Below are 22,930 nucleotides of genomic sequence, written 5' to 3'. Positions count from 1 at the left end.
AACGCATTTAAAACAGCCTTGTTTGATATTTCAAACATGCTAAGCGTGCGGACGCGCGCAGGCAATACCCGGACAAAGAAAAAAGCGATGGGCCAATCGATGCCCGCGAACCGGGCACCGGAATCAGGCGGCGGTTTCGCCGTCGAACAGTTCGGGGCGTACCTGCTGACCTTCTTCAAGCAGCCCGGCAACGCGCTGCAAACTGGCCAGCAGCATCAGTTGCTCCCAGTCCGCCAGTTGGCCAAAGCGCTCAAGGAAGGCACCCGGCAGCAGCGCGGGTTCGGCCTGAATGGCCGCCAGCCCCTTTTCAGTCAGGGCCAGATGCACCTTGCGCTTGTCGCTGGTACTGCGCACCCGATGCAACAGGTCGCGACTTTCCAGACGATCAATGATGGTACTGAGCGTGGCTTGCGATACACTCACCTGCCGCGCCAGATCTCCCAGGGTGCTTTCTCCCATGGCCTTGATGCTGTGCAGAATGAGCAGTTGAATGGGCGTCAGGCCACTGTGGCGACCAAGACGCTTGGCGTGAATCTCGCTGGCGCGCTGCAACCGGCGCAGGGCAAGATAAAGATCGTGCATCATATGCATGCGTTATACCTCCCGACGACGAAGACGCTCCTTGCAAAAGTTACAGCAAGAAAAAGAGCATCTCCCAGAAAAACCTTAATAACGCGCAAAGATACACCCAATTTACTTTCACTTCAAAACAATAAGCCTCGTTCGGCTCCCCCAAATCCCCCCTGCCATTCCAGCTGCCCTGACAAGAGCCCCCTGATAGACTGCTGCCAGACACCGCCATTCAGGCGAAACACATCCGATAACAACAGTCCGTGCCGATGAAACCCACTTCGTTTCGGGTCGTGATCAGCAGCGCGTTGCTCTGCACAACCCACCTCGCGTACAGCGCCCCAGATGCGCTCAGACTGCCCTCCCAGACCGTGCTCGGTGCCAGCGATGACAGCCGTGACCTGGGCCTGCCACTGGCGCGCAGCAGCCTGTTCGCCGAGCAGCTACCAACAGCCAATCTCGGTGCCAACCTGTCCGAGCCCCTGCAAAGGGTGCCGGGCCTGCTTGCGCTGAACCGCCAGAACTACGCCCAGGACGTACAGATTTCATCCCGCGGCTTCGGCGCCCGCGCCCAGTTCGGCGTGCGCGGTGTGCGCCTGCTGCAGGACGGCATCCCACTGACCATGCCCGACGGTCAAGGCCAGCCAGCGTTATTCGATCTCGATAACCTGCAACGCATCGAAGTGCTGCGTGGCCCGCTCAGCAGCCTGTACGGCAACGCCTCGGGCGGCATCATTCAAGGCTTCAGCAGCGAAGGCAGCTACTACCCTACCCTGAGCAGCCGCAGCAGCATCGGCAGCGACGGACTCTGGCGAGAACGCCTGAAGTACGACGCTCAATATGGCGACCTCAATGTCGCCGCCAACATTTCCCGACTCGAAACCGACGGTTACCGCGACCACAGCGAAACCCGCCGCGACATGGCCAACCTGCGTCTGGGCTGGGATATCGACGATGCCTCCAGCCTGACCCTGCTGTTCAGTGCGCTGGACCAGCCGGACACCCAGGACCCGCTGGGCCTGACCGCCGCCGCGCTGGCCGCTGACCGCCAGCAGGCCGTAGCCCAGGCCGAGCGATTCGATACCCGCAAAAGCGTCAGCCACCAGCAAACCGGGATGAACTACCAGCGCCGCCTGGCCAACGATGACCAGATCACCGTGATGGTCTACGGCGGCGAGCGCGACGTGCAGCAGTTTCTGGCTTTCCCCGGCGATTCGCAGTATTCCGGCGGGGGCGTCATCGAGCTTGATCGCCGTTTCGGCGGCAGCGAGCTGGGCTGGCAACGCGACACCCGGCTGTTTGATCTGCCGGTCACGTTAGCCGCAGGCCTGAGCTGGAATTATCAGGGCGAGGGCCGCAAGGGCTTTGTGAATATTCCACAGCCAAACCCTAGAAAAGGTGCGATCAAACGTGACGAGTTCAACCGGGTGGAGAGCCGAGAAGCCTACCTGATCAGCACCTGGCAACTGGCACCGCGCTGGAGCCTGACGGCTGGCGCGCGCTACAGCACGGTCAACTTCGATTCCGACGACACGTACCTGGTCGACGGTCAGGACGACAGCGGCTCGGTCCGCTACGACGAAACCACGCCGGCACTCGGGCTGAGCTACCAATGGACACCGACCGTCAGCGTCTACGCCGCCGTTGGCAAGGGATTTGAAACGCCGACCGCGCAGGAGCTGGCCTACCGTCCGAGCGGCAGCGGCCTGAATCTGGACCTGCGCCCGAGCACCGCCGATAACGCCGAAGTTGGCTTCAAGTTGCGCCGTGAGCGGACGCAGATGGATGTGGCGCTGTTCCATACCCGTGTCGACGATGAAATCGTCACCGGCGAGCCGCAGCTGAACACTGACCGCTCCACCTATGCCAATGCCGGCAAATCGACCCGTCGCGGCCTTGAGCTAAGCGTCGAGCAGCAGCTTGCTTCAAGCCTGACGGGCTACCTGGCCTACACCTGGCTGGACGCGCGTTTTGACCGCTACATCAACGCCACCGGCGATGACCTGGCCGGCAACCGGCTGCCCGGCGTGCCGCGCCACAGCCTCTACGCCGAGCTGGCCTGGCAACCGACCGAACAGGTGAGCACCGCGCTGGAAATGCAGAGCCTGAGCCAGCGTTACGCCAACGACGACAACAGCGCCGACGCCGCAGGCTATGCGGCATTCAACTGGCGCGCCAGCTACCGCCAGCCGCTCGGCAATCTGCAGCTGGAGCCGTTCGTCCGCATCGACAATCTGACCGACCGCGAGTACATCGGCTCACTGATCGTCAACGGCGCCGGCGCCCGCTACTACGAGCCGGCGCCGGAGCGCAGCTGGTTGCTTGGACTGGACGTCCAGTACCGCTGGGACTGAGCCCAACCATCAGGCGCGCTCAATGCTGACCGCATCGAACGCCCCGGGCCGGCGCGCCAGCAGCACAAAGATCAGCGCAGCGATCGCCATCATGATCGGCAGCGCGTGGCCGGTCAGCCACTCGCTGACCGCACCCGTCAGCATCGGCCCGAGCAAACAGCCCAGCCCCCAGAGCATGGCGATGTGCGCATTGGCACGCACCAGCTCATCGTCACGGTAGCGCTGCCCAACCAGAATGATCGACAGGGTATAGAGCGCGCCGGCACTGGCACCAAACAGCACCAGCACCGGCCAGATCAGCACCGTGTGCAGCACCAGCGGCAAGGCGATACTGCTCAGCAGCAATATCAGCCCGCAGAACCTGAACAGCGCCGTGCGCGAGATCCGGTCTGCCAGAGCGCCGACCGGCACCTGCAACACCGCATCGCCGACCACCACGGTGCTGACCATGACCAGCGCCAGTTGCTGGGCAAAGCCCTCGCGAATCAGGTAGACCGGCAGCAACGTCAGGGTCATGGTTTCAAACCCGGCAAACAGCACCATCGCCCAGGCAATCGCAGGCAATTGGCGAATAAACCGGCGCAGGCCACGCCCGCCTGCAGCGGCGGCATCCACCACCGGCGCACCCGAGACGGTCATCAGCATCAGGCTGCCGAACACCAGCAGCCCGGTCGACAGCCAGAAACCACTGTCCGCCTCGGTGCCGATAAAGCCCAGCAGCAACGGCCCGCACAGTTGGCTGAGGGCAAAACCGCTGCCGTATACCGCCACCAGCCGCCCGCGCAGGCGATCCGGCACAATCTGATTGATCCAGCTTTCGCCAAGGATAAAGGTCACCGTCAGCGAAATGCCCAGCACCAGCCGCAGCAGCAGCCAGACCGCATAGCTCGGCCAGATCGCCAGCAGCGCAACCGATACCGCACTGCAGACCATTACCAGGCGCAGGGTATTCTCCGAACCCAGCCGCCCCGCCAGCCGCCCGCTCAAACGCGAGCCCAGCACAATACCCACCGCCGGCATCCCCGCCATGATGCCAATGGCAAAGGTGCTGTAACCCCATTCGTGCAGGCGCAGCGACACCAGCGGCAGAGTCACGCCAAGCGCCAGCCCGACGATAACCACCGCGGCGGTGACAACGGTGTAGGTTTTCCAGTTCATAGGGGTCTCAAGCTGCAAGCTGCAAGCTGCAAGCTGCAAGCTGCAAAAGGATCAGTTGCGCGGCGGGGCCGTCAACGATTGTTTCGTTTTTTACTATGCAAGACTGCGAGACAACCCGCGCAGCTCGGTGCTACGCGGGTTTTACTTGCAGCTTGAGGCTTGCAGCTTGCCGCTGCTCCAAGCAGCGCAGCTGCTTAGAGCTTGATCCACGTCGCCTTCAGTTCGGTGTACTTGTCGAAGGCGTGCAGCGACTTGTCGCGGCCGTTACCGGACTGCTTGAAGCCACCAAAGGGCGCGGTCATGTCGCCGCCGTCGTACTGGTTGACCCAGACGCTGCCTGCGCGCAGGGTACGCGCCGCGCGGTGCGCCTTGGACAGGTCGCTGGTCCAGACTGCCGCGGCCAGACCGTAGATGGTGTCGTTGGCAATTTGCATGGCTTCGTCGAAGCTGCTGAAGCCGATGACCGACAGCACCGGCCCGAAGATTTCCTCGCGGGCAATCCGCATGCTGTTGGTGACGCCATCGAACACGGTGGGCTCGACAAAGAGCCCGCCGGTTTCTTCCATCACCCGCTTGCCGCCGAGCTTCAGGGTTGCACCGTCGGCGTGACCGGCGTCGATATAGCGCAGCACGGTTTCGATCTGGGTTGTATCGACCAGCGCACCCACGCTGGTATTCGGATCCAGCGGGTGACCCGGTGCCCAGCTGCGCTTGAGCGCCTCAACCACCTTGGCGACAAACGCCTCGCGGATCGACTCTTCCACCAGCAGACGCGAGCCGGCGGTACAGACCTCGCCCTGGTTATAGGCGATAGCGCTGGCCGCAGCTTCAGCCGCGGCATCCAGATCCGGTGCATCGGCGAATACCACGTTCGGACTCTTGCCACCGGCTTCCAGCCAGACGCGCTTCATGTTCGACTCGCCGGCGTAGATCATCAACTGCTTGGCTACGCGGGTGGAGCCGGTGAACACCAGGGTATCGACATCCATGTGCAGCGCCAGCGCCTTGCCGACGGTGTGGCCGTAACCGGGCAACACGTTCAGCACGCCCGCCGGGATACCAGCCTCAACCGCCAGCGCAGCGACACGGATGGCGGTCAACGGAGACTTCTCCGACGGTTTCAGAACCACCGAGTTACCGGTTGCCAGTGCCGGGCCCAGTTTCCAGCTGGCCATCAGCAGCGGGAAGTTCCACGGCACAATGGCCGCAACCACACCGACCGGCTCGCGGGTCACCAGACCCAGCTCGTCGTGGGCGGTAGGTGCCACTTCGTCGTAGACCTTGTCGATTGCCTCAGCGCTCCAGCGGATCGAGCGGGCTGCACCGGGAATGTCGACCGCCATGGAATCGCCAATCGGCTTGCCCATGTCGAGGGTTTCCAGCAGCGCCAGCTCCTCGCTGTGCTGTTCGATCAGATCGGCAAAGCGCTGCATGATGCGCTTGCGCTGAACCGGCGCCTTGCGTGACCAGACGCCGCTGTCAAACACCGCACGGGCATTGGCCACCGCCTGGTCGGCATCGGCCTGATCGCAGCTGGCGATCTGCGCCAGCACGCGACCGTCGATCGGCGATACACAGTCAAAGGTCTCGCCGCTGATCGCCGGCTGATATTGGCCGGCCACAAACGCCTGGCCCTGAATCTGCAGCGCGGCCGCGCGCTGCTCCCAGTCCTGCCGACTGACTGCCTTGCTCATGTTCTGCTCCTCGCTGCTGTTGCGCTGAAGGGAATTGAAATTCCGGCAACAGTAATTCAGTCCGCGGGAATAATTCAATATTTTTGACAAACGATAATAAAAGAACCGCTCTGTTTCGCTAAACACCCCTTTGACGTTTGTTATTTTTGACATAGACTTTCCTGCATCAGCGCCACCGCCCACCCCTCCCGACGATGACGTTGCAGTCTGCCTCACTTCACCCCTCAGCCAGGATTGCATCATGACCAGCTTGCAGCACCCGACACCCGCCCAGGACCTCAGCCTTGACCCGTTCTGGATGCCCTTTACCGCGAACCGTCAGTACAAGGCCAAGCCCCGGCTGCTGGCCAGCGCGTCCGGCGTCTACTACACCGACGTCGAAGGGCGCCAGGTGCTCGACGGCACTTCGGGGCTGTGGTGCTGCAACGCGGGGCACGGTCGTCGCGAGATCTCCGAAGCCGTCAGCCGCCAGATCCAGCAGATGGACTTTGCGCCTACGTTCCAAATGGGCCACCCGCTGCCGTTCCAGCTGGCCGAGCGGCTGAGTGAGCTGGCCCCGGCAGGCCTGAACCGGGTGTTTTTCACCAACTCGGGGTCCGAGTCGGTCGATACCGCCCTGAAGATTGCACTGGGCTATCAACGCGCCATCGGCCAGGGCACCCGGACCAGACTGATCGGCCGTGAGCTGGGTTATCACGGCGTCGGTTTTGGCGGCGTATCGGTCGGCGGCATGGGCAACAATCGTAAGGCGTTCATCCCGCAGCTGCCGGGGGTCGACCACCTGCCGCATACGCTGGATCTGGAGCGCAACGCCTTCACCAAAGGGCTGCCGACCTTTGGTATCGAGCGGGCCGAAGCACTGGAAGCGCTGGTGACCCTGCACGGCGCCGAGAACATTGCCGCCGTCATCGTCGAGCCGATGTCGGGCTCGGCGGGCGTCATCCTGCCGCCCCAGGGCTATCTGCAGCGGCTGCGCGAGATAACCCGCAAGCACGGCATTGTGCTGATCTTTGACGAGGTCATTACCGGTTACGGCCGCGTTGGCGCACCCTTCGCCTCGCAACGCTGGGGCGTCACGCCGGACATCATCACCACCGCCAAGGGGCTGACCAACGGCTCAATCCCGATGGGCGCGGTGTTTGTTGCCCAGCATATTCACGACGCCTTCATGCAGGGCCCGCAGGGGCTGATCGAGTTCTTCCACGGCTACACCTACTCCGGTCACCCGGTCGCTGCCGCCGCCGCGCTGGCAACGCTCGATATCTATGCCAACGAACAGCTGCTGACCCGCGCTGCCGAGCTGGAAGACTACTGGGCCGATGCGCTGCACAGCCTGCGCGACCTGCCGAACGTGATCGACATCCGCAACACCGGACTGGTCGGCGCCGTGCACCTGGCCAGTCGTCCGGACGCCCCCGGTGTCCGTGGCTACGAGGTGTTCGATGGCTGTTTCTGGGAAGGCGCAATGGTGCGTTGCAGCGGCGACATCATTGCCATGTCGCCACCGCTGACCGTGGAGAAGGCCGAACTGGATCGTCTGGTCGACACCCTCGCTACCGTGATTCGTCGCACCGCCTGAGCTTGTCCGGCTGCTGTCGGAAACGACGGCAGCCAAAACCTTACAGGGAGCCATCATGAGTATTTCCAGCATCATTGATTTCGCCACTGCCGACACCCCGGCAGAGCACTACCGTCCGGACGCCGCCAAGATCATCAGCGGCGACCCGGCACAGAACGTGCGCAATCACTACAGCAGCCCGGACGGCCAGTTCAGCACCGGTATCTGGGAGGCCGAACCCGGTCACTGGACAGTCAGCTACAGCGAGCACGAGTACTGCGAGATTCTCGAGGGCGAGTCGGTACTGCACGACGCCGACGGCAACAGCCGGGTGCTGCGCACCGGCGACCGCTTCGTCATCCCCGCCGGTTTCAGCGGCAGCTGGGAAGTCCGCGAGCGCACCCGCAAGGTCTACGTGATCTACGAACCGGCCAGCTGATCAGCACCGCCGGTTTGACGTATCACGCCCCACCACCTAGGTTGGAGAAGAAGCCATACGGATAAGGCGGGAGCAATTGGTGAGGCGTCTTGTCTTTCTTGTCAGCCTGTTATCACTGTCACTGACGGTACTTCCAGCCTGTGCCCAGGAGCCGGCTCCGCTCGAGTTCGCGCTGGCCGACTTCCCCCCGTACTTCCAGATCGACGACCAGGGGGAGCCCGGCGGCCCGGTGCTGGCGCTGGCCGACGCGCTGTTTGCCGAGGCCGACTTGCCCTTTGCCACACGCGCTTACCCCCCCGCCCGTCTGTACAGCAGGCTGCAGCAGGGGCAGACGACCGTCTCCATGGGCGGCGAAGGGCACCCGGGAATGCTGGTCGGCGCCCTGCAGGGCAATGTCCCGGTGTTCAACCTGGCCCTGAACATCTACCGCAAGCCGCTGCAACCGGCCATCCGCAGCCCGGCGGACCTGGCAGGCAGCAGCGTGATCCTGATTGGCGCCTACCGTTATGGCGCACTCGGCGAACAGCTCAAGGCCCCCGGCGCTCGGGTTCGGATTGCCTACGCCAACAGCCACTCCGGGGCGTTGCAGATGCTGTTGCACAATCGCGCGCCCTATCTGCTCAACTATGACGATCCGATGCGCAGCCTGATCGATGCGCTGCCGGCCGAAAGCATTGCCAGTGACCCGCTGGTGCGTATGGATGTCTACCTTTTCATATCCCGCGCCCATCCCGATGCCGAAGGCCTGCGTGATCGGCTGGATGCCGCACTGCGCAGGGTAAAACAGCGCGGCGATGTACAACGGATTCTGGCCGCAGCGCTTTACCGGCAGTGACCTGCAGCCCGGTCCGATTACAAAACACAGTGGTCTAAACGTGACCAGCCGGTTACATTTCTCGTCAGCACTGACATCGAAACCAACAATCCAATAGTCCCATTGATCGGGCAGCGGCTTTCAATAGCCAGGTAGCGCCCGATTACGCCCCTGTTGCAGGAGCTCAGGACACAGCCAGGAGTCCAGTCTGATGTCGCGTTTACCGGTCATTGTCGGCTTCGGCGGCTACAACGCCGCCGGCCGCAGCTCTTTCCACCACGGTTTTCGGCGCATGGTGATCGAGTCCCTGCCCGCTGCCGAGCGGCAGGAGACACTCGCAGGCCTGGCCGTACTGATGAAGCTGGTGAGCGTCGAGAACGATCAATATATCGATACCGATGGCCAGCCGCTGACTCTCGCCGACATTGAGCAGCGTTTTGGCCAGCAGATCCTCGACGGCACCCTGGTACGCCGCATCGAAAAGCGCTATCTGGACGTCGACGCCGCCCACTGGCAAAAGAATCTGACCGTCACCGGTGAAGCCGGCAAGCCCTTCTCCTTCATTACCCTGAGCAAGCAGCTGCCCGAGCCGCTGCCGAGCGACTGGGTGGTTGAGCCGCTGAACGACACCGAAGTCATGGTCACCGTGTATGACGGCTGCGATCTCAAGGTCGACAGCTTCCGCGCCCTGCCGGTGAAGTCGGCCGGCCAGTTGCCCAGTGGCCTGGAGCCCGGTGAGCTGTACGCCTCGCGCTTTCATCCGCGCGGCCTGCAGCTGACCATCGTTGCCGCCACCGACGCCCTGCGCTCGGTCGGCATCGACTGGCAGACCATCGCCAACAGTGTTGAACCCGACGAAGTCGCGGTGTTTGCCAGCAGCGCCATGAGCCAGCTTGACGAAAACAGCTTCGGCGGCCTGATGCAGTCGCGCCTGAAAGGCGGCCGGGTCAGCGCCAAGCAGCTCGCGCTCGGCCTGAACAGCATGCCGGCCGACTTTATCAATGCCTATATTCTCGGCAGCGTCGGCACCACCGGCGCCATCACCGGCGCCTGCGCCAGCTTCCTCTATAACCTGCAAAAAGGCAGCGACATGATCACCAGCGGCCGCGCCCGCGTGGTACTGGTCGGCAACGGGGAAGCGCCGATTACCCAGGAATGCATCGAGGGCTACGGCGCCATGGGCGCGCTGGCCACCGAAGACGGTCTACGCCAGATTGGCGGCAGCGACGAGGTCGACTTCCGCCGTGCCAGCCGCCCGTTCAGCGCCAACTGCGGTTTTACCCTGGCAGAGTCCGGCCAGTTCTTTGTGCTGATGGACGACGCCCTGGCGATGGAACTGGGCGCAGATATTCACGGCGCGGTGCCGGACGTGTTCATCAACGCCGACGGCTTCAAGAAATCGATTTCCGCACCCGGCCCCGGCAACTATCTGACCATGGCCAAAGCGGTCCACGCGGCCATGCAGATCGTTGGCCCGGAGGCGGTGCGCCAGCGCAGTTTCATTCAGGCTCACGGCTCCAGCACCCCAGCCAACCGGGTAACCGAGTCGGAAATTCTCGACCGCGTGGCCGAGGCGTTCGACATCAGCAGCTGGCCGGTCGCGGCGGTGAAAGCCTACGTCGGGCATTCACTGGCCAGCGCCAGTGCCGATCAGTTGGCCGCAACCCTCGGCAGCTTCAAATACCAGATTATTCCGGGCATCAAGACCATTGATCAGGTCGCCGATGATGTGCACCAGCAGCGTCTGCTGATCAGCACCCGCGATATCGACCGCAGCCAGCTACCGCTGGAAGTCGCCTTTATCAACTCCAAGGGCTTTGGCGGCAATAACGCCAGTGCCGTAGTGATCGCCCCGACGGTCGTCGAACGGATGCTGAAAAAACGCTACGGGGCCGAGGCATTCGAGGCCTGGCAGCAGCGCCGCGAACAGACCCGCGCCGCGGCCGCGGCCTATGACCAGCGCGCACTCAAGGGCCAGCTGGATATCATCTACAACTTCGGTCAGAACATGATCGACGAGTCGGCAATCGAGATCAGCGACGCGCAGATTCAGGTGCCCGGGTTCAGCAAGGCGCTGACCTTCCGCACCGATGAGCGCTTCAAGGACATGCTGGACTGATTTGACCGCAGGGCACGGCCTGCCGTGCCCCGCTTCCGCCTCAGGCCGCCTCGGCCAGTTTTGCCAGCCATCCGGCTTGCTCGGCTTCACTCAGCAGACTCGCCGTAATGCTGTTGCGCGCCAGCGCAATCGCCTGCTCACGGGTCATGTTCAGGGCATCACGCACCGCAACAAAGTTGGCCAGCAGATAACCGCCAAAATAGGCCGGATCATCCGAGTTGATGGTGACCTTCACGCCCTGCTCCAGCAACTGCAGGATGTTGTGCTCGCGCATGTCGGCAAATACCTTCAGGCGGGTATTGGACAGCGGGCAAACGGTCAACGGCATCTGCTCGGCGATCAGCCGCTGGACCAGCGCCGGGCTTTCGACACAGCGTACACCGTGATCGATACGCACTACCTTGAGCAGATCCAGCGCCTGTTCAATGTACTCGGCCGGCCCCTCTTCACCCGCATGGGCCACGCAGGCCAGCCCGGCCTCCCGGGCCATGGCAAACACGCGCTGGAACTTGTCCGGCGGGTTGCCCCGCTCGGAACTGTCCAGCCCGACGGCGACGAAATGCTCGCGCAGCGGCAGCGCCTCTTCCAGCGTGGCGATGGCATCGTCCTCACTGAGGTGGCGCAGGAAGCTGAGGATCAGCCGCGAGCTGATACCCAGCTGCCGCTCGCCCTCGGCCAGCGCCCGTGAGATACCGGCCAGTTGCACCGCAATGGGTATACCGCGCACCGTGTGCGTCTGCGGGTCAAAGAACGGCTCGACGTGCACCACACCGTCGGCAGCGCAACGCTGCAGGTAGGCCCAGGTCAGGTCAAAGAAGTCCTGCTCCGTACGCAGGGCATCGGCGCCCTGGTAGTAAAGATCGAGAAAGTCCTGCAGGTTGCCGAACTCATAGGCGCCGCGCAGCGCCTCCACATCGGCGTAGGGCAAGGTGATGCCGTTGCGCTCGGCCAACGCAAACATCAGCTCGGGCTCAAGGCTGCCCTCAAGGTGCATGTGCAGCTCGGCCTTGGGCAGCGCACGGAGAAAATCGGTATCGGGAAAAGACATGGGCAACTCCTGGAATCCTGCTGCACGAACGTGCAGTTCATGCAGCAAAGGATATGCCAAGCGCGGGTTAGCTGTCCTGTAAACTGGCACTTCACGGAGTTCCGGGACACACGACATGGGGTGGCGCCACGGCAGCTAAGCGAATGCTCGAATGATAGAGTGTGCACACTGGCCTCGTCCCGTTTACGCGGGCGAGTAGCGCAGGGCTGACGGGAAAAAGAGCCATAGGATGTCTGAGGAGCGAAGCGACGAGTTTTATGGCTCCCCGTCAGCCCGAGCAACGCAGCGAACCCGAAGGGCCGCGTAGCCGGGTGCCCGGGGGGATCGCTAAGGGGGGCTGGGCAAGCAGCCCCCCTTGGCTCGCCGTGAAAGGCGAAAGGCCGATCTAACCGCGGCGCGATGCGAAAAATGGCTAACCAATGTTCGCCGCTCCGCAACAAACCCGCCTACTTACTTACGAGCCCGAATCGCCGCCATAAACGCAGCCATCTCGGCATCGCGATCGGCAGCAACCTGCTGCACGTTGGGATTCTGCGCCAGCAGTTCCAGCAGCGCTGCGCCCTGCGGCAGTTCGGCCTTGAGGTCGATATCGAACAGTTTCTGCGCGACAGTGCAAGCCAGATCAAAGCTGTAGAGGAAGAACAGGTCGGCGATGGTCATTTCGCTGCCGGCCACGTAGGGCGCGAAGCGGGCATGACGGGCCAGGGTGGCAACACCGGCCAGCAACTCGACGCGGGCCTTGTCCTTGATCGCCTGATCGACCTTGCCACCGAAAAACACTTCCATGAAGCAGGAACGGGCCGGCAGTTCGATATACAGCTCGATCTCCTTGGTCAGCGCCCGCACCACCCCGCGCTCATAGGGGTCGCTTGGCAGCAGCGGCTTGCCACCCTGGGTTTCCTCGATGTATTCGAGGATGACATTGGTTTCATTGAGAAAGCCCTTGTCGGTCTCCAGTACCGGAACCTTGCCGCGCGGACTGATTGCCAGAAACTCGGGGTCCTGGCTGCCATGCACGTGATTGATTTCGAACTCGACGCCCTTTTCCAGCAGCCCCAGCTTGACCATGTTGAAGTAGTTGCTGGCGGCAAAGCCGTGTAGTCTGATCATCCTGTTGTTCTCCATTGTTAGGCGGAAGTGGCGACACCGTGACGCGCCCTGATTTGTACCCGCTCAGGTGATAATGCGCCAGTGTCATCATGGCTCTGAATGCGCCAACAACGACACCCGGCTAGACTGACTGTAAACCCGATAAAAAAGGCCCCGCCATGCTGACATCCGACGAAATCATCGAAATCAACCTGCTCAGCCAGTTCAACCTGGCCAACTCCCTGGAAGGACTCAAGATCCACAGCCACGATGCCGATCCGGCGATTGTCGCCGCCGCCGAGCGTCTGTTTGCCAAGGGCCTGATCACCCAGCACGACGGCGGCTATCTGACCAGCCTCGGCCTGGACGCCGCCGAACACAGCCAGACCCTGCTGACCATTCTGCGTACTGCTGCATCCTGACACGCCACATGCAGTCGCACGGTGAAATCCAGCCACGCATTGAAGAGGGCATTGACCGCAAGGCTCTGAATACCCTGCGCAAGCGCTTCATGGCACTCAACGCCACGCGCTTGCGCCGGGTTCTGCAGGCACTGCCCACCCGGCAGTACAACGTGCTGCAGCTGATCCCGCTGCTGTTTGACGTCAACTATCCCTTGTTGCCCGGCTTTGTTTCCCGCGACACGCCCTGCGGGCTGGCCAATTTCGAACCGGAAACCGCCAGCCTGCAGGTGGCCCAGAGCCTGACCCGCAGCTTCCAGTACCGCCGCCATCCCGCAGGCTTCACGCCGCACATTCAGGGTCTGTACCTGATGGGCAGTGGCGGTACCATCGGCCAATCCGAACAAAGTGACCTGGATATCTGGGTCTGCCACACCCCCAATCTGTCTGCCGCCCAGCGAGACGAGCTGAGCCGCAAGTGTCAGGCGATCAGCGACTGGGCAGCAACCCAGAGCTGCGAAGCCCACTTCCACCTGGTCGACCCGACCCACTTCGCCCAGGGCGCGCGTGAGAACACCCTCGGCATCGAGGACTGCGGCACCACCCAGCACTACCTGCTGCTGGACGAGTTTTATCGCACCGCCATTTTGCTCGGCGGCCGTTTTCCGCTGTGGTGGCTGGTGCCGGTATACGAGGAGGCGCGCTACGCCCACTACACCGACCAGCTGATCAGCAAGCGCTTTATCAAGCAGGCCGACAGCCTCGACTTCGGCCATGTCGCCAGCATCCCCGCCGGCGAATTTGTCGGCGCCGGCCTGTGGCAACTGTTCAAGGGTATCGACTCGCCCTACAAATCGGTGCTCAAGCTGCTGCTGACCGAGGTGTACTCCAGCGAACACCCGCAGGTGCGCTGCCTCAGTCTGGATTTCAAGCAGGCCATTTTTGCCGGTCAGCTGGACGAGGACGAGTTGGACCCCTACGTCATGCTGTACCGCAAACTGGAGCGCTACCTGGTCAACCGCGGCGAATCCGAGCGACTGGAACTGGTGCGCCGCTGCCTGTACATCAAGGCCAATGTGCGCCTGAGCCGGCGCAGCGGCATGATGGACTGGAAGCGCAATATCATGGAAAAGCTGGTGCGCGAGTGGCACTGGGGCCCGCGTCAGCTGCAGCAGATGGACGACCGCACCCAGTGGCGCATCCGCGAGGTCAGCGCCGAGCGCCGCCAGCTGGTCAACGAGCTGACCCACAGCTACCGGCTGCTGTCGCAGTTTGGTCGCAGCCAGGATGTGATCAATCAGGTCAGTGCCCGCGACCTGTCACTGCTCGGCCGTCGTCTGTATGCCGCCTTCGAGCGCAAGGCCGGCAAGATCGAGTTCATCAATCCCGGCATCAGCCCGGATTTGAGCGAACCGGTGCTGACCATCAGCCAGAACCTGTCGGCAGACGAAGGGGAGCCCTACTGGAGCCTCTACCGCGGCACACTGAACGTGCAGGAGCTGAGCGACCATCTGCCACTGAAACGGTCGAGGCAGTTGCTGGAGCTGCTGGCCTGGGGGCAGCGCAACGGCGTGATTGACGGGGCTACCCGCTTTGCCCTGCATCCGGGCGACAGCGCCCTGACCGAGTACGAACTCAACAGTATCGTGCATTGCCTGCGCCAGCAGTTCCCGCTGCCGTTGCCGGCACTCACCGAAACCGCCCTGTCGCGCGCCAGCGAGCCGTGCAAGGTAGTGCTGCTGGTCAATATCGGCCTCGACCCGCTACCCGGCAACAGCCAGAAAAACCTGCACCTGATCAGCAGCCATACCGATGCGCTGGGCTACTCGGGGATGCGCGACAACCTGATTCTGAGCATCGATCAGATCACCCTGAACAGCTGGAACGAGCTGCTGGTGCATCAGTACAGTGGCGAAGAAGCCTGCATGCAGGCCCTGCAGGACTACCTTACCAGCGGTCGCGAACATCAGCGCCTGCCCGAGCTGGAGGTACGCTGTTTCTGCCGCAACCGGGCCAGCGCGATCGCCGAACGTGTAGAGCAGCTGTTTCGTGACGCCTCAAACCACCTGCTCTCGGGTCAGCCAGAGCGCTTCCTGCTGCAGTTGCAAAACGGCTACCGCGCGCTGGAATGGCAGGATGAGCAGATCCGCATGCAGACCCTCAGCGACCGTGAACAGCTGCTGCGCTACCTCGGCAAACCCACACCACGCTACAGCAAGCTGGCATTGGACAACTACGCCCTGCAAGGCCAGGATCTGGCGCTGATCCTGCCGCAGGACCAGCCAGGGCGCATCCAGCTGTTCTACCGTCTCAAGCCGCAGGGCTATGCCGAGATCAGCCTGCTGGATGAACGCGGTGCGCTATGGAGCACACGCCAGAGCTACCGCGACGAACAGACCCTGCTGCTGCCGCTGCTGCGGTTTCTGCAGAGCATTCGGCAGCGCCGCCAGGCCAACCAGCCACTGGACAGCAGCGTGAACGAAGGGGATTTGCTGGTATACGCCATTCTGCCGGCCCTTGACGGTCATCCGCTGCGCATCGAGCAGCGCCCACTGCCGCGTGGCGGCATGGATCCCGACATCTACGCGGTCCAGGCGATCGCCGAGCCCGGCGGCAGCCGCGGTCCGCGGGTCACCATTTTCTGCGATCACCGGGAGTTCTCCGAGCTGGAGTACGGCGAACGCCTGTACCGGGAAGTGGCGGGCCATATCCTCAGCCGGCGCCGCCACCGCGAAGCCTATCCGTGCTACATCACCGATCTGGACCTGTCCGCCATCGACCCGGGCGGGCGCATGCAGACCGTTCAATACCTGCGCTATCGGCAGCAGCTGGAAACGGCATTGAACGACGCCATGCAGGCGCTGGCCTGACGTCCGGCGGGCTCAGCGCGATGCGGCGGAGGGATTCTGCCAGGCCGCGCGGCGCTGCGCGGCTGCATCAATGATCTCGCACTGACGACGGTCGGACGCCTTGCCCCACTCAAGGATTTCATCCAGCAGACGGCCACAGCCCATGCACAGATCGCCGTCCAGGCAGCACTTGCGCACGCAGGGGGAAGGCTGGCGCCCGCGGCTGCTCACAACGACTCCGCGTCGATATCCAGCTCGACATCTTCACCACTGAACTCTTCCAGCACGCCAGCCAGTACCTCCCCCAGCGTGCCTTCACCGCTGTCATGCAACCAGCCGCGCTCGGGATCAAAGTTGAAGTGCAGCGTGCGGTCCGGAGTCGCCAGCCACAGCTCGCGTGACGCCGGCTGGCGGCCGACCACCAGCCGCTGCCCCTCCGGCAGTATCAGCACCAGCGAACCGTCAATGTGCTCCATCTCCAGATCCAGGTCGCCGCCGTCAAGGGCGTGCTCGATCAGGTCCTGCACCCGATCCACGGTCTGGTGAAATGCCGCTTCGCTCATGTCCTGCATTGTCTGTCTCTCATCTGGCTCGGGCGCCTGTGCGCCGTTTTCCGTCCGCCCGGCCGCTGGCTGATGCGTCCGACCGGGTGGCTGGGTATACTGCCGGGTATTCTACCTGTAAGGATTTCAACATGAAGCCATTCGCTGCGGCCCTGTTTACGCTCCTGGTTCTCACCGGTTGCGGTCAGAAAGGCCCTCTCTACCTGCCCGAGGACACGGCTGCCACTTCCGCGGTCCAAACCGAGACCACCGAGCAATCGACCGAGAAGTGATGCATCCATGACCGCGTTTGATTATCGCAACGGCGAACTCTACGCCGAAGGCGTCGCCCTGTCCGCTATTGCCGAGCAATACGATACGCCCTGCTTCGTATACTCCCGTGCTGCCATCGAACAGGCCTATGACGCCTGGGACAGCGCGCTGGAGGGCGTTCCCCATCTGGTTTGCTTCGCCGTCAAGGCCAACTCCAACCTGGGCGTGCTGAACCTGCTGGCCCGCCGCGGTGCCGGCTTCGACATCGTTTCCGGTGGCGAACTGGAGCGCGTACTGGCCGCCGGCGGTGATCCGGCCCGGATTGTCTTCTCCGGACTGGGCAAGACCGCCGCCGAAATGCGCCGTGCTTTGGAAGTGGGTATCCACTGCTTTAACGTCGAATCCGCCGCCGAGCTGGAGCGTCTGCAGCAGGTCGCTGCGGAGCTGGACGTCAAGGCCCCGGTTTCGCTGCGGGTCAACCCGGATGTGGATGCCAAGACCCACCCGTATATTTCCACCGGGCTGAAGGAAAACAAGTTCGGCATCGACATCGCCCAGGCACCGGCCGTCTACCGCCGCGCCGCCGAGCTGAGTCACATCGAGGTCTGTGGCGTTGATTGCCATATCGGCTCCCAGCTGACCGACGACACGCCGTTTATCGACGCCCTGCAACGCCTGCTGCAACTGATCGACGGTCTGGCAGCGGAAGGCATCAGCATTCGCCACCTCGACCTCGGCGGTGGCCTCGGCGTGACCTACCGTGACGAAGTGCCGCCGAGCCCCGGCAGCTACCTGGCCAAGGTCCGCGAGGCGCTGGCCGGCCGCGACCTGACCCTGGTGTTCGAGCCGGGCCGCTCGATCGTGGCCAACGCCGGTGTACTGCTCACCCGCGTCAACCTGCTCAAGCCGACCGAACACAAGAACTTCGCGATCATCGATGGCGCCATGAACGACCTGATCCGTCCGGCCTTGTACAGCGCCTGGATGGGCATCGATGCGGTCAAGCCGCGCAGTGACGTTGCCGTGCAAACCTGGGATCTGGTCGGCCCGGTCTGCGAGACTGGCGACTTCCTCGGCAAGGACCGCGAGCTGGCGCTGGCCGAAGGAGACCTGCTGGCCGTGCGCTCGGCCGGTGCCTACGGCTTTGTCATGAGCTCCAACTACAACACCCGCCCACGGGCCGCCGAAGTCCTGGTCGACGGCGAAACCACCCATCTGGTCCGTCGCCGCGAAACCGTCAGCGAGCTGCTGGCCGGCGAATCACTGCTGCCCGAGGCCTGAGATGCTGCTGCGATTCACCAAGATGCACGGACTGGGCAACGACTTCATGGTCATCGACCTGGTCACCCAGCACGCCCAGCTGTCAGCCAAGCAGATCCGCCAGTGGGGCGACCGCCACACCGGTGTCGGCTTTGACCAGCTGCTGCTGGTCGAGCCGCCAAGCACGCCCGATGCCGACTTCCGCTACCGGATTTTCAACGCCGACGGCAGCGAAGTCGAACAGTGCGGCAACGGTGCGCGCTGCTTTGCCCGCTTCGTACAGGACAAGCGCCTGACCGCAAAGCAGACCATCCACGTCGAAACCGCCGGCGGCCCGATCGTGCTCAAGGTAAACCGCGACAAGCAAATCACCGTCGACATGGGTGCGCCGCGTTTCGTGCCGGCCGAGATCCCGTTCCAGGCCGACGCCGAAGCCTGCGAATACAGCCTCGAGGTTGGCGGTGAGACCCTGCAGGTCGCCGCCGTATCCATGGGCAACCCGCATTGCGTTACCCTGGTATCGGATGTACGCGACGGCACACTGGAGCGCCTTGGCGCCCTGATCGAAGCGCACCCGCGCTTTCCGCGCAAGGTCAACGCCGGCTTTATGCAGGTGGTTGACCGCCAGCACGCCCGTCTGCGGGTATACGAGCGCGGCGTCGGCGAGACCCAGGCCTGCGGCACCGGCGCCTGCGCTGCTGCCGTTGCCGGTATCCGCCTCGGCCTGCTCGACTCACCGGTACAGATCGATCTGCCCGGCGGCCGCCTGCAGATCGAGTGGGCCGGCCCGGGCCAACCGGTACTGATGACCGGCCCCGCCACCCGAGTTTACGAGGGACAGATCCGCGTATGAAGGAACAGCAGACACCGCAGCCGGAACAGATCAACGCCGAACAGGTCGCAGACTTCCTGCGTCGCCACCCGGCCTTCTTCGTCGAGCACGACGAGCTGCTGGCCGATCTGATCGTCCCGCACGAGGCCGGCCATGCGGTGTCGCTGGTGGAGCGTCAGGTCAAGCTACTGCGCGAGCGCAATATCGATGTTCGCCATCGGCTCAATCAGTTGATGGACACCGCCCGCGAGAACGACAGACTGTTCGACAAGAGCCGTCGACTGATTCTCGGCATGCTGGAAGCGCAGAGTCCGGATCAGGTGATTGCCACCCTGGAAGACAGCCTGCGCACCGACTTTCAGGTGCCGCATGTCAGCCTGATCCTGTTTACCGAGGCCGATCGCTACAGCAACGCCCACTGCGTCACCCACGCGGCGGCCAAGGAGGCCATCGGCCACCTGCTGGACAGTGACAAGCCGCTGGCCGGCGCGCTGCGTCCTGCCGAGCTGAGCTTCCTGTTCGCCGAGTCAGCCGAACAGGTGGCCTCCACCGCGCTGGCACCGATCCGCTACCAGGGTCTGCATGGCGTGCTGGCACTGGGCAGCGAAGACGCCCAGCAGTACCGCAGCGCCACCGGCACCCTGTTTCTGGGCTACGTCGCCGACGCGCTTGCCCGCGTGCTGCTGCGCCAACGCCCGCTGGCCGATGAAAGCCACACCTGAGCCGGCCGGCGTCGCCGACCCTGACATCAGCGCGTTTCTCGATCACCTGCGCATTGAGCGCAGGCTGTCGCCGCGTACCGTCGAAGCCTACCGCCACGACCTGCTCCGCCTCGACCTGTACCGGTCCGAACGCAGCTTGCCCGGCTGGGGCCAGCTGGACACCCAGCACCTGCGCCACTTCATCGCCAGCCAGCATCAGCATGGGTTGGCACCGCGCAGCCTGCAGCGCCTGCTGAGCGCCATTCGCAGCTTTTACCGCTTTCTCCAGCGCGAAGGGCGCAGCCGCCAGAACCCGGCACAGGATCTGCGCGCGCCCAAGGCACCGCGCACCCTGCCACGCACCCTCGACGCCGACCTGACCGCACAGTTGCTCGACAACACTGGTGAAGACGACTGGCTGCAGCGCCGCGATCAGGCCATGCTTGAGCTGTTCTACTCCTCCGGCCTGCGGCTGTCGGAGCTGGCCGGGCTGGACATGGCCGACATCGATCTGCAGCAAGGCGAAGTACGGGTAACCGGCAAGGGCAACAAGACCCGCGTGTTGCCGGTCGGGCGCATGGCGCGCCGTGCCCTGCGCGACTGGTTCAGCGTGCGCCCGGCGCGCGAAGGGGCGCAGCAGCCGGTGTTCGTCAGCCAGCGCGGCAGCGCACTGACACCGCGCGCCATCCAGCTGCGCCTGCGCCGTCACGGCATCGAGCGCATCGGCCAGCATCTGCACCCGCACATGCTGCGCCACTCCTTCGCCAGCCACATGCTCGAATCCTCCGGCGACCTGCGCGCCGTGCAGGAGCTGCTCGGCCACGCCGATATCAGCACCACCCAGATTTACACCCATCTTGATTTCCAGCACCTGGCGCAGGTGTATGATCAGGCCCATCCCAGAGCCAAACGCAAGGCAGACAAATGATTCAACTGGTGACCTTTGACCTCGACAACACCCTGTGGGAAACCGAATCGGTGGTAGCCAATGCCGAACGGGTGCTGGCCGACTGGCTTGGCAAGCAGGCACCGGATTACACCGCCGCCCGTGACAAGGAGGCCCGCAAGGCATTGCTGGCCGAGGTACTGGATGCCGACCCCGAACTGCGCCACCGGGTCACAGCCCTGCGCATCGCGGTGCTGGAGCTGGGCCTGCGCCAGGCAGGCTATTCAGCGGACGAGGCAAAGCGACTGGCGCTGGCAGGCTTCGAGGTATTCATCGACGCACGGCACCGGCTGGAATACTTTCCGCATGCCGAACTGGTGCTGGAACTGCTGTCACGCCAGTACCAGCTGGCGTGTATCTCCAACGGCAACGCCGACGTACGCCGGCTGGGTCTGGACCGCTATTTCAGCATTATCGTTTCGGCCGACGAAGTGGGCCTGAGCAAGCCGCATCCGGCACCCTTTGTCACCGCACTGGAACGGGCTGGCGTCGAGCCGCAGCAGGCGGTCCATATTGGCGATCATCCGGGTGATGACATCCAGGGGGCACTGGATGTGGGCATGCATACCCTGTGGTTCAACCCACAGGGTAGTGCCTGGGCGGGCCAGCAACGGGCCCACGGCGAAGTGCGCTGCCTGAGCGAGATTCCGCCCTGGCTGAACCGCTACCAGCGCTACGCCAAGCGCTGAACGGTGGCTACGGCAGCGTCAGATAGGACGGCTGCCGTACTTGCTCTCGGGCTTTCTCGGCGGATCAGAGACGACGTTGTCGTCAATCTGCTGGACCTTGCCGCCTCGGGCCATGAATTCTTCGATCTGACGGGCCAGCATCTCGCGCTCACGCTCCTTGGCCTCCATCGACGCCCCTTCCAGGTCATCCGCCGAGGACGATGCCTTCTTGCGCGACTTGCCGCTGGAAACCGGTTCGCCGTCGTCACCGTCATCGCTGTCGTCTACCACATCATCCTGATCGTCGACCTCGGAGTCGTCCATACCATCCAGATCGTCGTCCAGATCATCACTCATGCCTGAATCCTCACAGTGGAAAACAGGCTATATATAGTTCATCGAGGGGATTTGGCTAGTCTTGCGAAAAAAAATTTTCGCCTATAGCGCCTGCCCTAGACAGCCAGCCTATAAAACAGCCCCCTCGCTCAGGCGCGCCAGCTGATCCAGATCGGTCTGCACCCCGGAGGTTTCCCGAATGCGGGTCAGAATCTCGCGCTTGAGGGCGATAAATTCCGGCTCCAGCTTCATATCCTGATGCCGCACCTTGGGCAGCGGCACCTCGTAGACGCTGTCGATCCGCCCTGATTTGGGGCGAGCGCCCCGGGATGCACCCGGTTCAGTCGCACTGTCCCTGCAAGGTTGCCAGCACCCGGCGACTGCCGGCATGCTCCCGGTGTTCCCCGAGATAGAGACCTTGCCAGGTGCCAACGGCGAGTCTGCCCGCAGTTACCGGCAGGGTCAGTTGCACACCCAGCAGGCTCGACTTGATATGCGCTGTCATGTCGTCCGGGCCTTCGTAGGTATGCTTGAAGTAGGGGGCGTCATCCGGCACCGCGCGCCGGAAGAACGTCTCGAAGTCGCCGCGTACCAGCGGATCGGCGTTCTCGTTGACAGTCAGCGACGCCGAGGTGTGTTGCAGCCACAGATGCAGCAGCCCCACGCGCACCTCGGTCAGCTCTGGCAGCGCACGCAGAATCTCGTCATCGATCAGATGAAACCCGCGCGCACGGGGCTTGAGGCGAATTTCTCTCTGCAGCCACATTTACCTTCACCGCTCCCGGCCAAGTCTCAAAGATCCTGGCCGCGCTGGACCTGCTCGGCCAGCCGCAAGGTTTCGTGCTCTTCCATGGCCAGCAGATCCTGCATCAACTCGCGACCACCCGCCGTTTCCGCCCGGCCCTGCAGGTAGCGATACAAGTCCAGCGCATCGTTGTGCAGGTCAAATACCATGGTGCACAGCGCATCGTAGTCCAGCCCGGCAAAGCTGGGCCGGGTATTGAGCAGGCGCACGCGCGGGTTGTCGGTAAAGTAGTCGTAGACCCAGCTATCGAGCACCTTGATATCGGCCTGCTGCTCAAAGCGCAGCACCATCTGCTGCATGCGCCGTTCGTGCTCGGCCAGGTACTGCAACAGCGCGCGCATGCGCTCGCCGGTCCCGCTGTCCGCGGCGCCAGCCTCCAGGCTGCTGGCCAGATGACCGTGCAGCTGCTGTGTCCACTCAATCAAATCGCGATAGGTTTCCGCCTTCATCAAGCCTCCTGCGGTCGTGCAACAA

24 protein-coding genes are annotated in these 22,930 nt (G+C 63.3%); 13 read left to right on the top strand and 11 right to left on the bottom strand.

The annotated features are described in order from the left end of the window. Window positions 1–123 precede the first annotated feature (123 nt). On the bottom strand, window positions 124–591 hold the full coding sequence (locus tag ACZ5WQ_RS15200) for a MarR family winged helix-turn-helix transcriptional regulator (protein ID WP_088276256.1): 468 nt from the start codon (window positions 589–591) through the stop codon (window positions 124–126). Window positions 592–839: 248 nt separating this feature from the next. Here ACZ5WQ_RS15200 and ACZ5WQ_RS15195 point away from each other — a divergent pair, with 248 nt between their 5' ends. Then, window positions 840–2,924: a TonB-dependent receptor family protein gene (locus tag ACZ5WQ_RS15195; RefSeq protein WP_464382597.1), complete on the top strand. Its 2,085-nt coding sequence runs from the start codon at window positions 840–842 to the stop codon at window positions 2,922–2,924. Window positions 2,925–2,933: 9 nt separating this feature from the next. On the opposite strand, the gene ACZ5WQ_RS15190 is transcribed toward ACZ5WQ_RS15195, so the two are convergent. Beyond that, window positions 2,934–4,082 carry an MFS transporter gene (locus tag ACZ5WQ_RS15190; protein WP_464382596.1) on the bottom strand — a complete coding sequence of 383 codons (1,149 nt, stop codon included), beginning with the start codon at window positions 4,080–4,082 and terminating at the stop codon, window positions 2,934–2,936. A gap of 194 nt (window positions 4,083–4,276) precedes the next feature. Continuing rightward, a complete protein-coding gene (locus tag ACZ5WQ_RS15185; protein WP_464382595.1) occupies window positions 4,277–5,776 on the bottom strand; it encodes an aldehyde dehydrogenase in 1,500 nt (499 codons plus the stop codon). A gap of 241 nt (window positions 5,777–6,017) precedes the next feature. Here ACZ5WQ_RS15185 and aptA point away from each other — a divergent pair, with 241 nt between their 5' ends. The 4 genes from aptA (at window position 6,018) to ACZ5WQ_RS15165 (ending at window position 10,706) form a co-directional block, all read left to right on the top strand. After that, window positions 6,018–7,355 (top strand): omega-aminotransferase AptA, encoded by a 1,338-nt coding sequence (aptA, locus tag ACZ5WQ_RS15180; RefSeq protein WP_228245690.1) that lies wholly within the window; start codon window positions 6,018–6,020, stop codon window positions 7,353–7,355. A gap of 55 nt (window positions 7,356–7,410) precedes the next feature. Next, entirely contained in the window at window positions 7,411–7,773 is a 363-nt protein-coding gene (locus tag ACZ5WQ_RS15175) for a cupin domain-containing protein (protein ID WP_233048782.1), read from the top strand. 79 nt (window positions 7,774–7,852) lie between these two features. Further along, window positions 7,853–8,608, top strand: a complete 756-nt coding sequence (locus tag ACZ5WQ_RS15170) for a substrate-binding periplasmic protein (RefSeq protein ID WP_464382594.1) — start codon at window positions 7,853–7,855, stop codon at window positions 8,606–8,608. Window positions 8,609–8,798: 190 nt separating this feature from the next. Continuing rightward, on the top strand, window positions 8,799–10,706 hold the full coding sequence (locus ACZ5WQ_RS15165; protein WP_233048780.1) for a beta-ketoacyl synthase: 1,908 nt from the start codon (window positions 8,799–8,801) through the stop codon (window positions 10,704–10,706). Between the two features lie 40 nt (window positions 10,707–10,746). Here the strand turns inward: ACZ5WQ_RS15165 and ACZ5WQ_RS15160 are convergent, their stop codons facing one another. Both ACZ5WQ_RS15160 and ACZ5WQ_RS15155 read right to left on the bottom strand, forming a co-directional pair. Beyond that, on the bottom strand, window positions 10,747–11,754 hold the full coding sequence (locus ACZ5WQ_RS15160) for an adenosine deaminase (RefSeq protein WP_233048779.1): 1,008 nt from the start codon (window positions 11,752–11,754) through the stop codon (window positions 10,747–10,749). A 450-nt stretch (window positions 11,755–12,204) separates the two neighbouring features. Next, window positions 12,205–12,864 (bottom strand): glutathione S-transferase family protein, encoded by a 660-nt coding sequence (locus tag ACZ5WQ_RS15155; RefSeq protein WP_228245685.1) that lies wholly within the window; start codon window positions 12,862–12,864, stop codon window positions 12,205–12,207. 158 nt (window positions 12,865–13,022) lie between these two features. Between ACZ5WQ_RS15155 and ACZ5WQ_RS15150 the strand changes: the two genes are divergently transcribed. Next, window positions 13,023–13,265, top strand: a complete 243-nt coding sequence (locus ACZ5WQ_RS15150; protein WP_088276268.1) for a TIGR02647 family protein — start codon at window positions 13,023–13,025, stop codon at window positions 13,263–13,265. 8 nt (window positions 13,266–13,273) lie between these two features. Further along, window positions 13,274–16,114, top strand: coding sequence for a class I adenylate cyclase (locus ACZ5WQ_RS15145; RefSeq protein ID WP_285677321.1), 2,841 nt, complete (start codon window positions 13,274–13,276; stop codon window positions 16,112–16,114). Between the two features lie 12 nt (window positions 16,115–16,126). Here ACZ5WQ_RS15145 and ACZ5WQ_RS15140 read toward each other — a convergent pair whose 3' ends face one another. Then, a complete protein-coding gene (locus tag ACZ5WQ_RS15140; RefSeq protein ID WP_088276270.1) occupies window positions 16,127–16,324 on the bottom strand; it encodes a DUF1289 domain-containing protein in 198 nt (65 codons plus the stop codon). Then, on the bottom strand, window positions 16,321–16,665 hold the full coding sequence (gene cyaY, locus ACZ5WQ_RS15135) for an iron donor protein CyaY (RefSeq protein ID WP_233048776.1): 345 nt from the start codon (window positions 16,663–16,665) through the stop codon (window positions 16,321–16,323). Before cyaY ends, ACZ5WQ_RS15140 begins: the two co-directional genes overlap by 4 nt. A gap of 122 nt (window positions 16,666–16,787) precedes the next feature. Here cyaY and lptM point away from each other — a divergent pair, with 122 nt between their 5' ends. The 6 genes from lptM to ACZ5WQ_RS15105 are packed head-to-tail and all read left to right on the top strand — an operon-like array spanning window position 16,788 to window position 21,336. Beyond that, window positions 16,788–16,928: an LPS translocon maturation chaperone LptM gene (gene lptM / locus ACZ5WQ_RS15130; protein ID WP_103904635.1), complete on the top strand. Its 141-nt coding sequence runs from the start codon at window positions 16,788–16,790 to the stop codon at window positions 16,926–16,928. 7 nt (window positions 16,929–16,935) lie between these two features. Then, complete coding sequence (gene lysA, locus ACZ5WQ_RS15125) at window positions 16,936–18,189, top strand: diaminopimelate decarboxylase (protein WP_088276273.1); 1,254 nt, start codon at window positions 16,936–16,938, stop codon at window positions 18,187–18,189. A gap of 1 nt (window position 18,190) precedes the next feature. Further along, window positions 18,191–19,021, top strand: a complete 831-nt coding sequence (gene dapF / locus ACZ5WQ_RS15120; RefSeq protein WP_088276275.1) for a diaminopimelate epimerase — start codon at window positions 18,191–18,193, stop codon at window positions 19,019–19,021. Then, a complete protein-coding gene (locus tag ACZ5WQ_RS15115) occupies window positions 19,018–19,722 on the top strand; it encodes a DUF484 family protein (protein WP_464382593.1) in 705 nt (234 codons plus the stop codon). Before dapF ends, ACZ5WQ_RS15115 begins: the two co-directional genes overlap by 4 nt. After that, entirely contained in the window at window positions 19,706–20,629 is a 924-nt protein-coding gene (xerC, locus tag ACZ5WQ_RS15110; RefSeq protein WP_285677323.1) for a tyrosine recombinase XerC, read from the top strand. The genes ACZ5WQ_RS15115 and xerC overlap by 17 nt, the downstream gene beginning before the upstream one ends. Then, window positions 20,626–21,336 carry an HAD family hydrolase gene (locus ACZ5WQ_RS15105; protein WP_228245679.1) on the top strand — a complete coding sequence of 237 codons (711 nt, stop codon included), beginning with the start codon at window positions 20,626–20,628 and terminating at the stop codon, window positions 21,334–21,336. Before xerC ends, ACZ5WQ_RS15105 begins: the two co-directional genes overlap by 4 nt. An 18-nt stretch (window positions 21,337–21,354) precedes the next feature. Here the strand turns inward: ACZ5WQ_RS15105 and ACZ5WQ_RS15100 are convergent, their stop codons facing one another. From ACZ5WQ_RS15100 to ACZ5WQ_RS15085, 4 genes are all read right to left on the bottom strand, one after another. After that, window positions 21,355–21,672 carry a hypothetical protein gene (locus tag ACZ5WQ_RS15100; RefSeq protein ID WP_088276279.1) on the bottom strand — a complete coding sequence of 106 codons (318 nt, stop codon included), beginning with the start codon at window positions 21,670–21,672 and terminating at the stop codon, window positions 21,355–21,357. A gap of 108 nt (window positions 21,673–21,780) precedes the next feature. Next, window positions 21,781–21,903 (bottom strand): hypothetical protein, encoded by a 123-nt coding sequence (locus ACZ5WQ_RS15095; RefSeq protein ID WP_464382592.1) that lies wholly within the window; start codon window positions 21,901–21,903, stop codon window positions 21,781–21,783. 88 nt (window positions 21,904–21,991) lie between these two features. Beyond that, the gene (locus ACZ5WQ_RS15090; RefSeq protein WP_464382591.1) at window positions 21,992–22,417 is read right to left on the bottom strand and encodes a secondary thiamine-phosphate synthase enzyme YjbQ; all 426 of its coding nucleotides are present in this window, start codon (window positions 22,415–22,417) and stop codon (window positions 21,992–21,994) included. Between the two features lie 26 nt (window positions 22,418–22,443). Further along, a complete protein-coding gene (locus ACZ5WQ_RS15085) occupies window positions 22,444–22,905 on the bottom strand; it encodes a hypothetical protein (RefSeq protein ID WP_065335639.1) in 462 nt (153 codons plus the stop codon). Window positions 22,906–22,930: the final 25 nt, after the last annotated feature.

Source organism: Halopseudomonas sp. T1L2 (assembly GCF_055397385.1).
Note: the sequence above shows the minus strand (reverse complement) of the source record. Positions and strands in the feature narration are given on the sequence as shown.

Excerpts from the sequence above, each read along its gene's own strand:
- ACZ5WQ_RS15200 (WP_088276256.1), bottom strand. The coding sequence starts at position 591 with ATGCATATGATGCACGATCTTTATCTTGCCCTGCGCCGGTTGCAGCGC.
- ACZ5WQ_RS15195 (WP_464382597.1), top strand. The coding sequence starts at position 840 with ATGAAACCCACTTCGTTTCGGGTCGTGATCAGCAGCGCGTTGCTCTGC.
- ACZ5WQ_RS15190 (WP_464382596.1), bottom strand. The coding sequence starts at position 4,082 with ATGAACTGGAAAACCTACACCGTTGTCACCGCCGCGGTGGTTATCGTC.
- ACZ5WQ_RS15185 (WP_464382595.1), bottom strand. The coding sequence starts at position 5,776 with ATGAGCAAGGCAGTCAGTCGGCAGGACTGGGAGCAGCGCGCGGCCGCG.
- aptA (WP_228245690.1), top strand. The coding sequence starts at position 6,018 with ATGACCAGCTTGCAGCACCCGACACCCGCCCAGGACCTCAGCCTTGAC.
- ACZ5WQ_RS15175 (WP_233048782.1), top strand. The coding sequence starts at position 7,411 with ATGAGTATTTCCAGCATCATTGATTTCGCCACTGCCGACACCCCGGCA.
- ACZ5WQ_RS15165 (WP_233048780.1), top strand. The coding sequence starts at position 8,799 with ATGTCGCGTTTACCGGTCATTGTCGGCTTCGGCGGCTACAACGCCGCC.
- ACZ5WQ_RS15160 (WP_233048779.1), bottom strand. The coding sequence starts at position 11,754 with ATGTCTTTTCCCGATACCGATTTTCTCCGTGCGCTGCCCAAGGCCGAG.
- ACZ5WQ_RS15155 (WP_228245685.1), bottom strand. The coding sequence starts at position 12,864 with ATGATCAGACTACACGGCTTTGCCGCCAGCAACTACTTCAACATGGTC.
- ACZ5WQ_RS15150 (WP_088276268.1), top strand. The coding sequence starts at position 13,023 with ATGCTGACATCCGACGAAATCATCGAAATCAACCTGCTCAGCCAGTTC.
- ACZ5WQ_RS15145 (WP_285677321.1), top strand. The coding sequence starts at position 13,274 with ATGCAGTCGCACGGTGAAATCCAGCCACGCATTGAAGAGGGCATTGAC.
- cyaY (WP_233048776.1), bottom strand. The coding sequence starts at position 16,665 with ATGCAGGACATGAGCGAAGCGGCATTTCACCAGACCGTGGATCGGGTG.
- lptM (WP_103904635.1), top strand. The coding sequence starts at position 16,788 with ATGAAGCCATTCGCTGCGGCCCTGTTTACGCTCCTGGTTCTCACCGGT.
- lysA (WP_088276273.1), top strand. The coding sequence starts at position 16,936 with ATGACCGCGTTTGATTATCGCAACGGCGAACTCTACGCCGAAGGCGTC.
- dapF (WP_088276275.1), top strand. The coding sequence starts at position 18,191 with ATGCTGCTGCGATTCACCAAGATGCACGGACTGGGCAACGACTTCATG.
- ACZ5WQ_RS15115 (WP_464382593.1), top strand. The coding sequence starts at position 19,018 with ATGAAGGAACAGCAGACACCGCAGCCGGAACAGATCAACGCCGAACAG.
- xerC (WP_285677323.1), top strand. The coding sequence starts at position 19,706 with ATGAAAGCCACACCTGAGCCGGCCGGCGTCGCCGACCCTGACATCAGC.
- ACZ5WQ_RS15105 (WP_228245679.1), top strand. The coding sequence starts at position 20,626 with ATGATTCAACTGGTGACCTTTGACCTCGACAACACCCTGTGGGAAACC.
- ACZ5WQ_RS15100 (WP_088276279.1), bottom strand. The coding sequence starts at position 21,672 with ATGAGTGATGATCTGGACGACGATCTGGATGGTATGGACGACTCCGAG.
- ACZ5WQ_RS15095 (WP_464382592.1), bottom strand. The coding sequence starts at position 21,903 with ATGAAGCTGGAGCCGGAATTTATCGCCCTCAAGCGCGAGATTCTGACC.
- ACZ5WQ_RS15090 (WP_464382591.1), bottom strand. The coding sequence starts at position 22,417 with ATGTGGCTGCAGAGAGAAATTCGCCTCAAGCCCCGTGCGCGCGGGTTT.
- ACZ5WQ_RS15085 (WP_065335639.1), bottom strand. The coding sequence starts at position 22,905 with ATGAAGGCGGAAACCTATCGCGATTTGATTGAGTGGACACAGCAGCTG.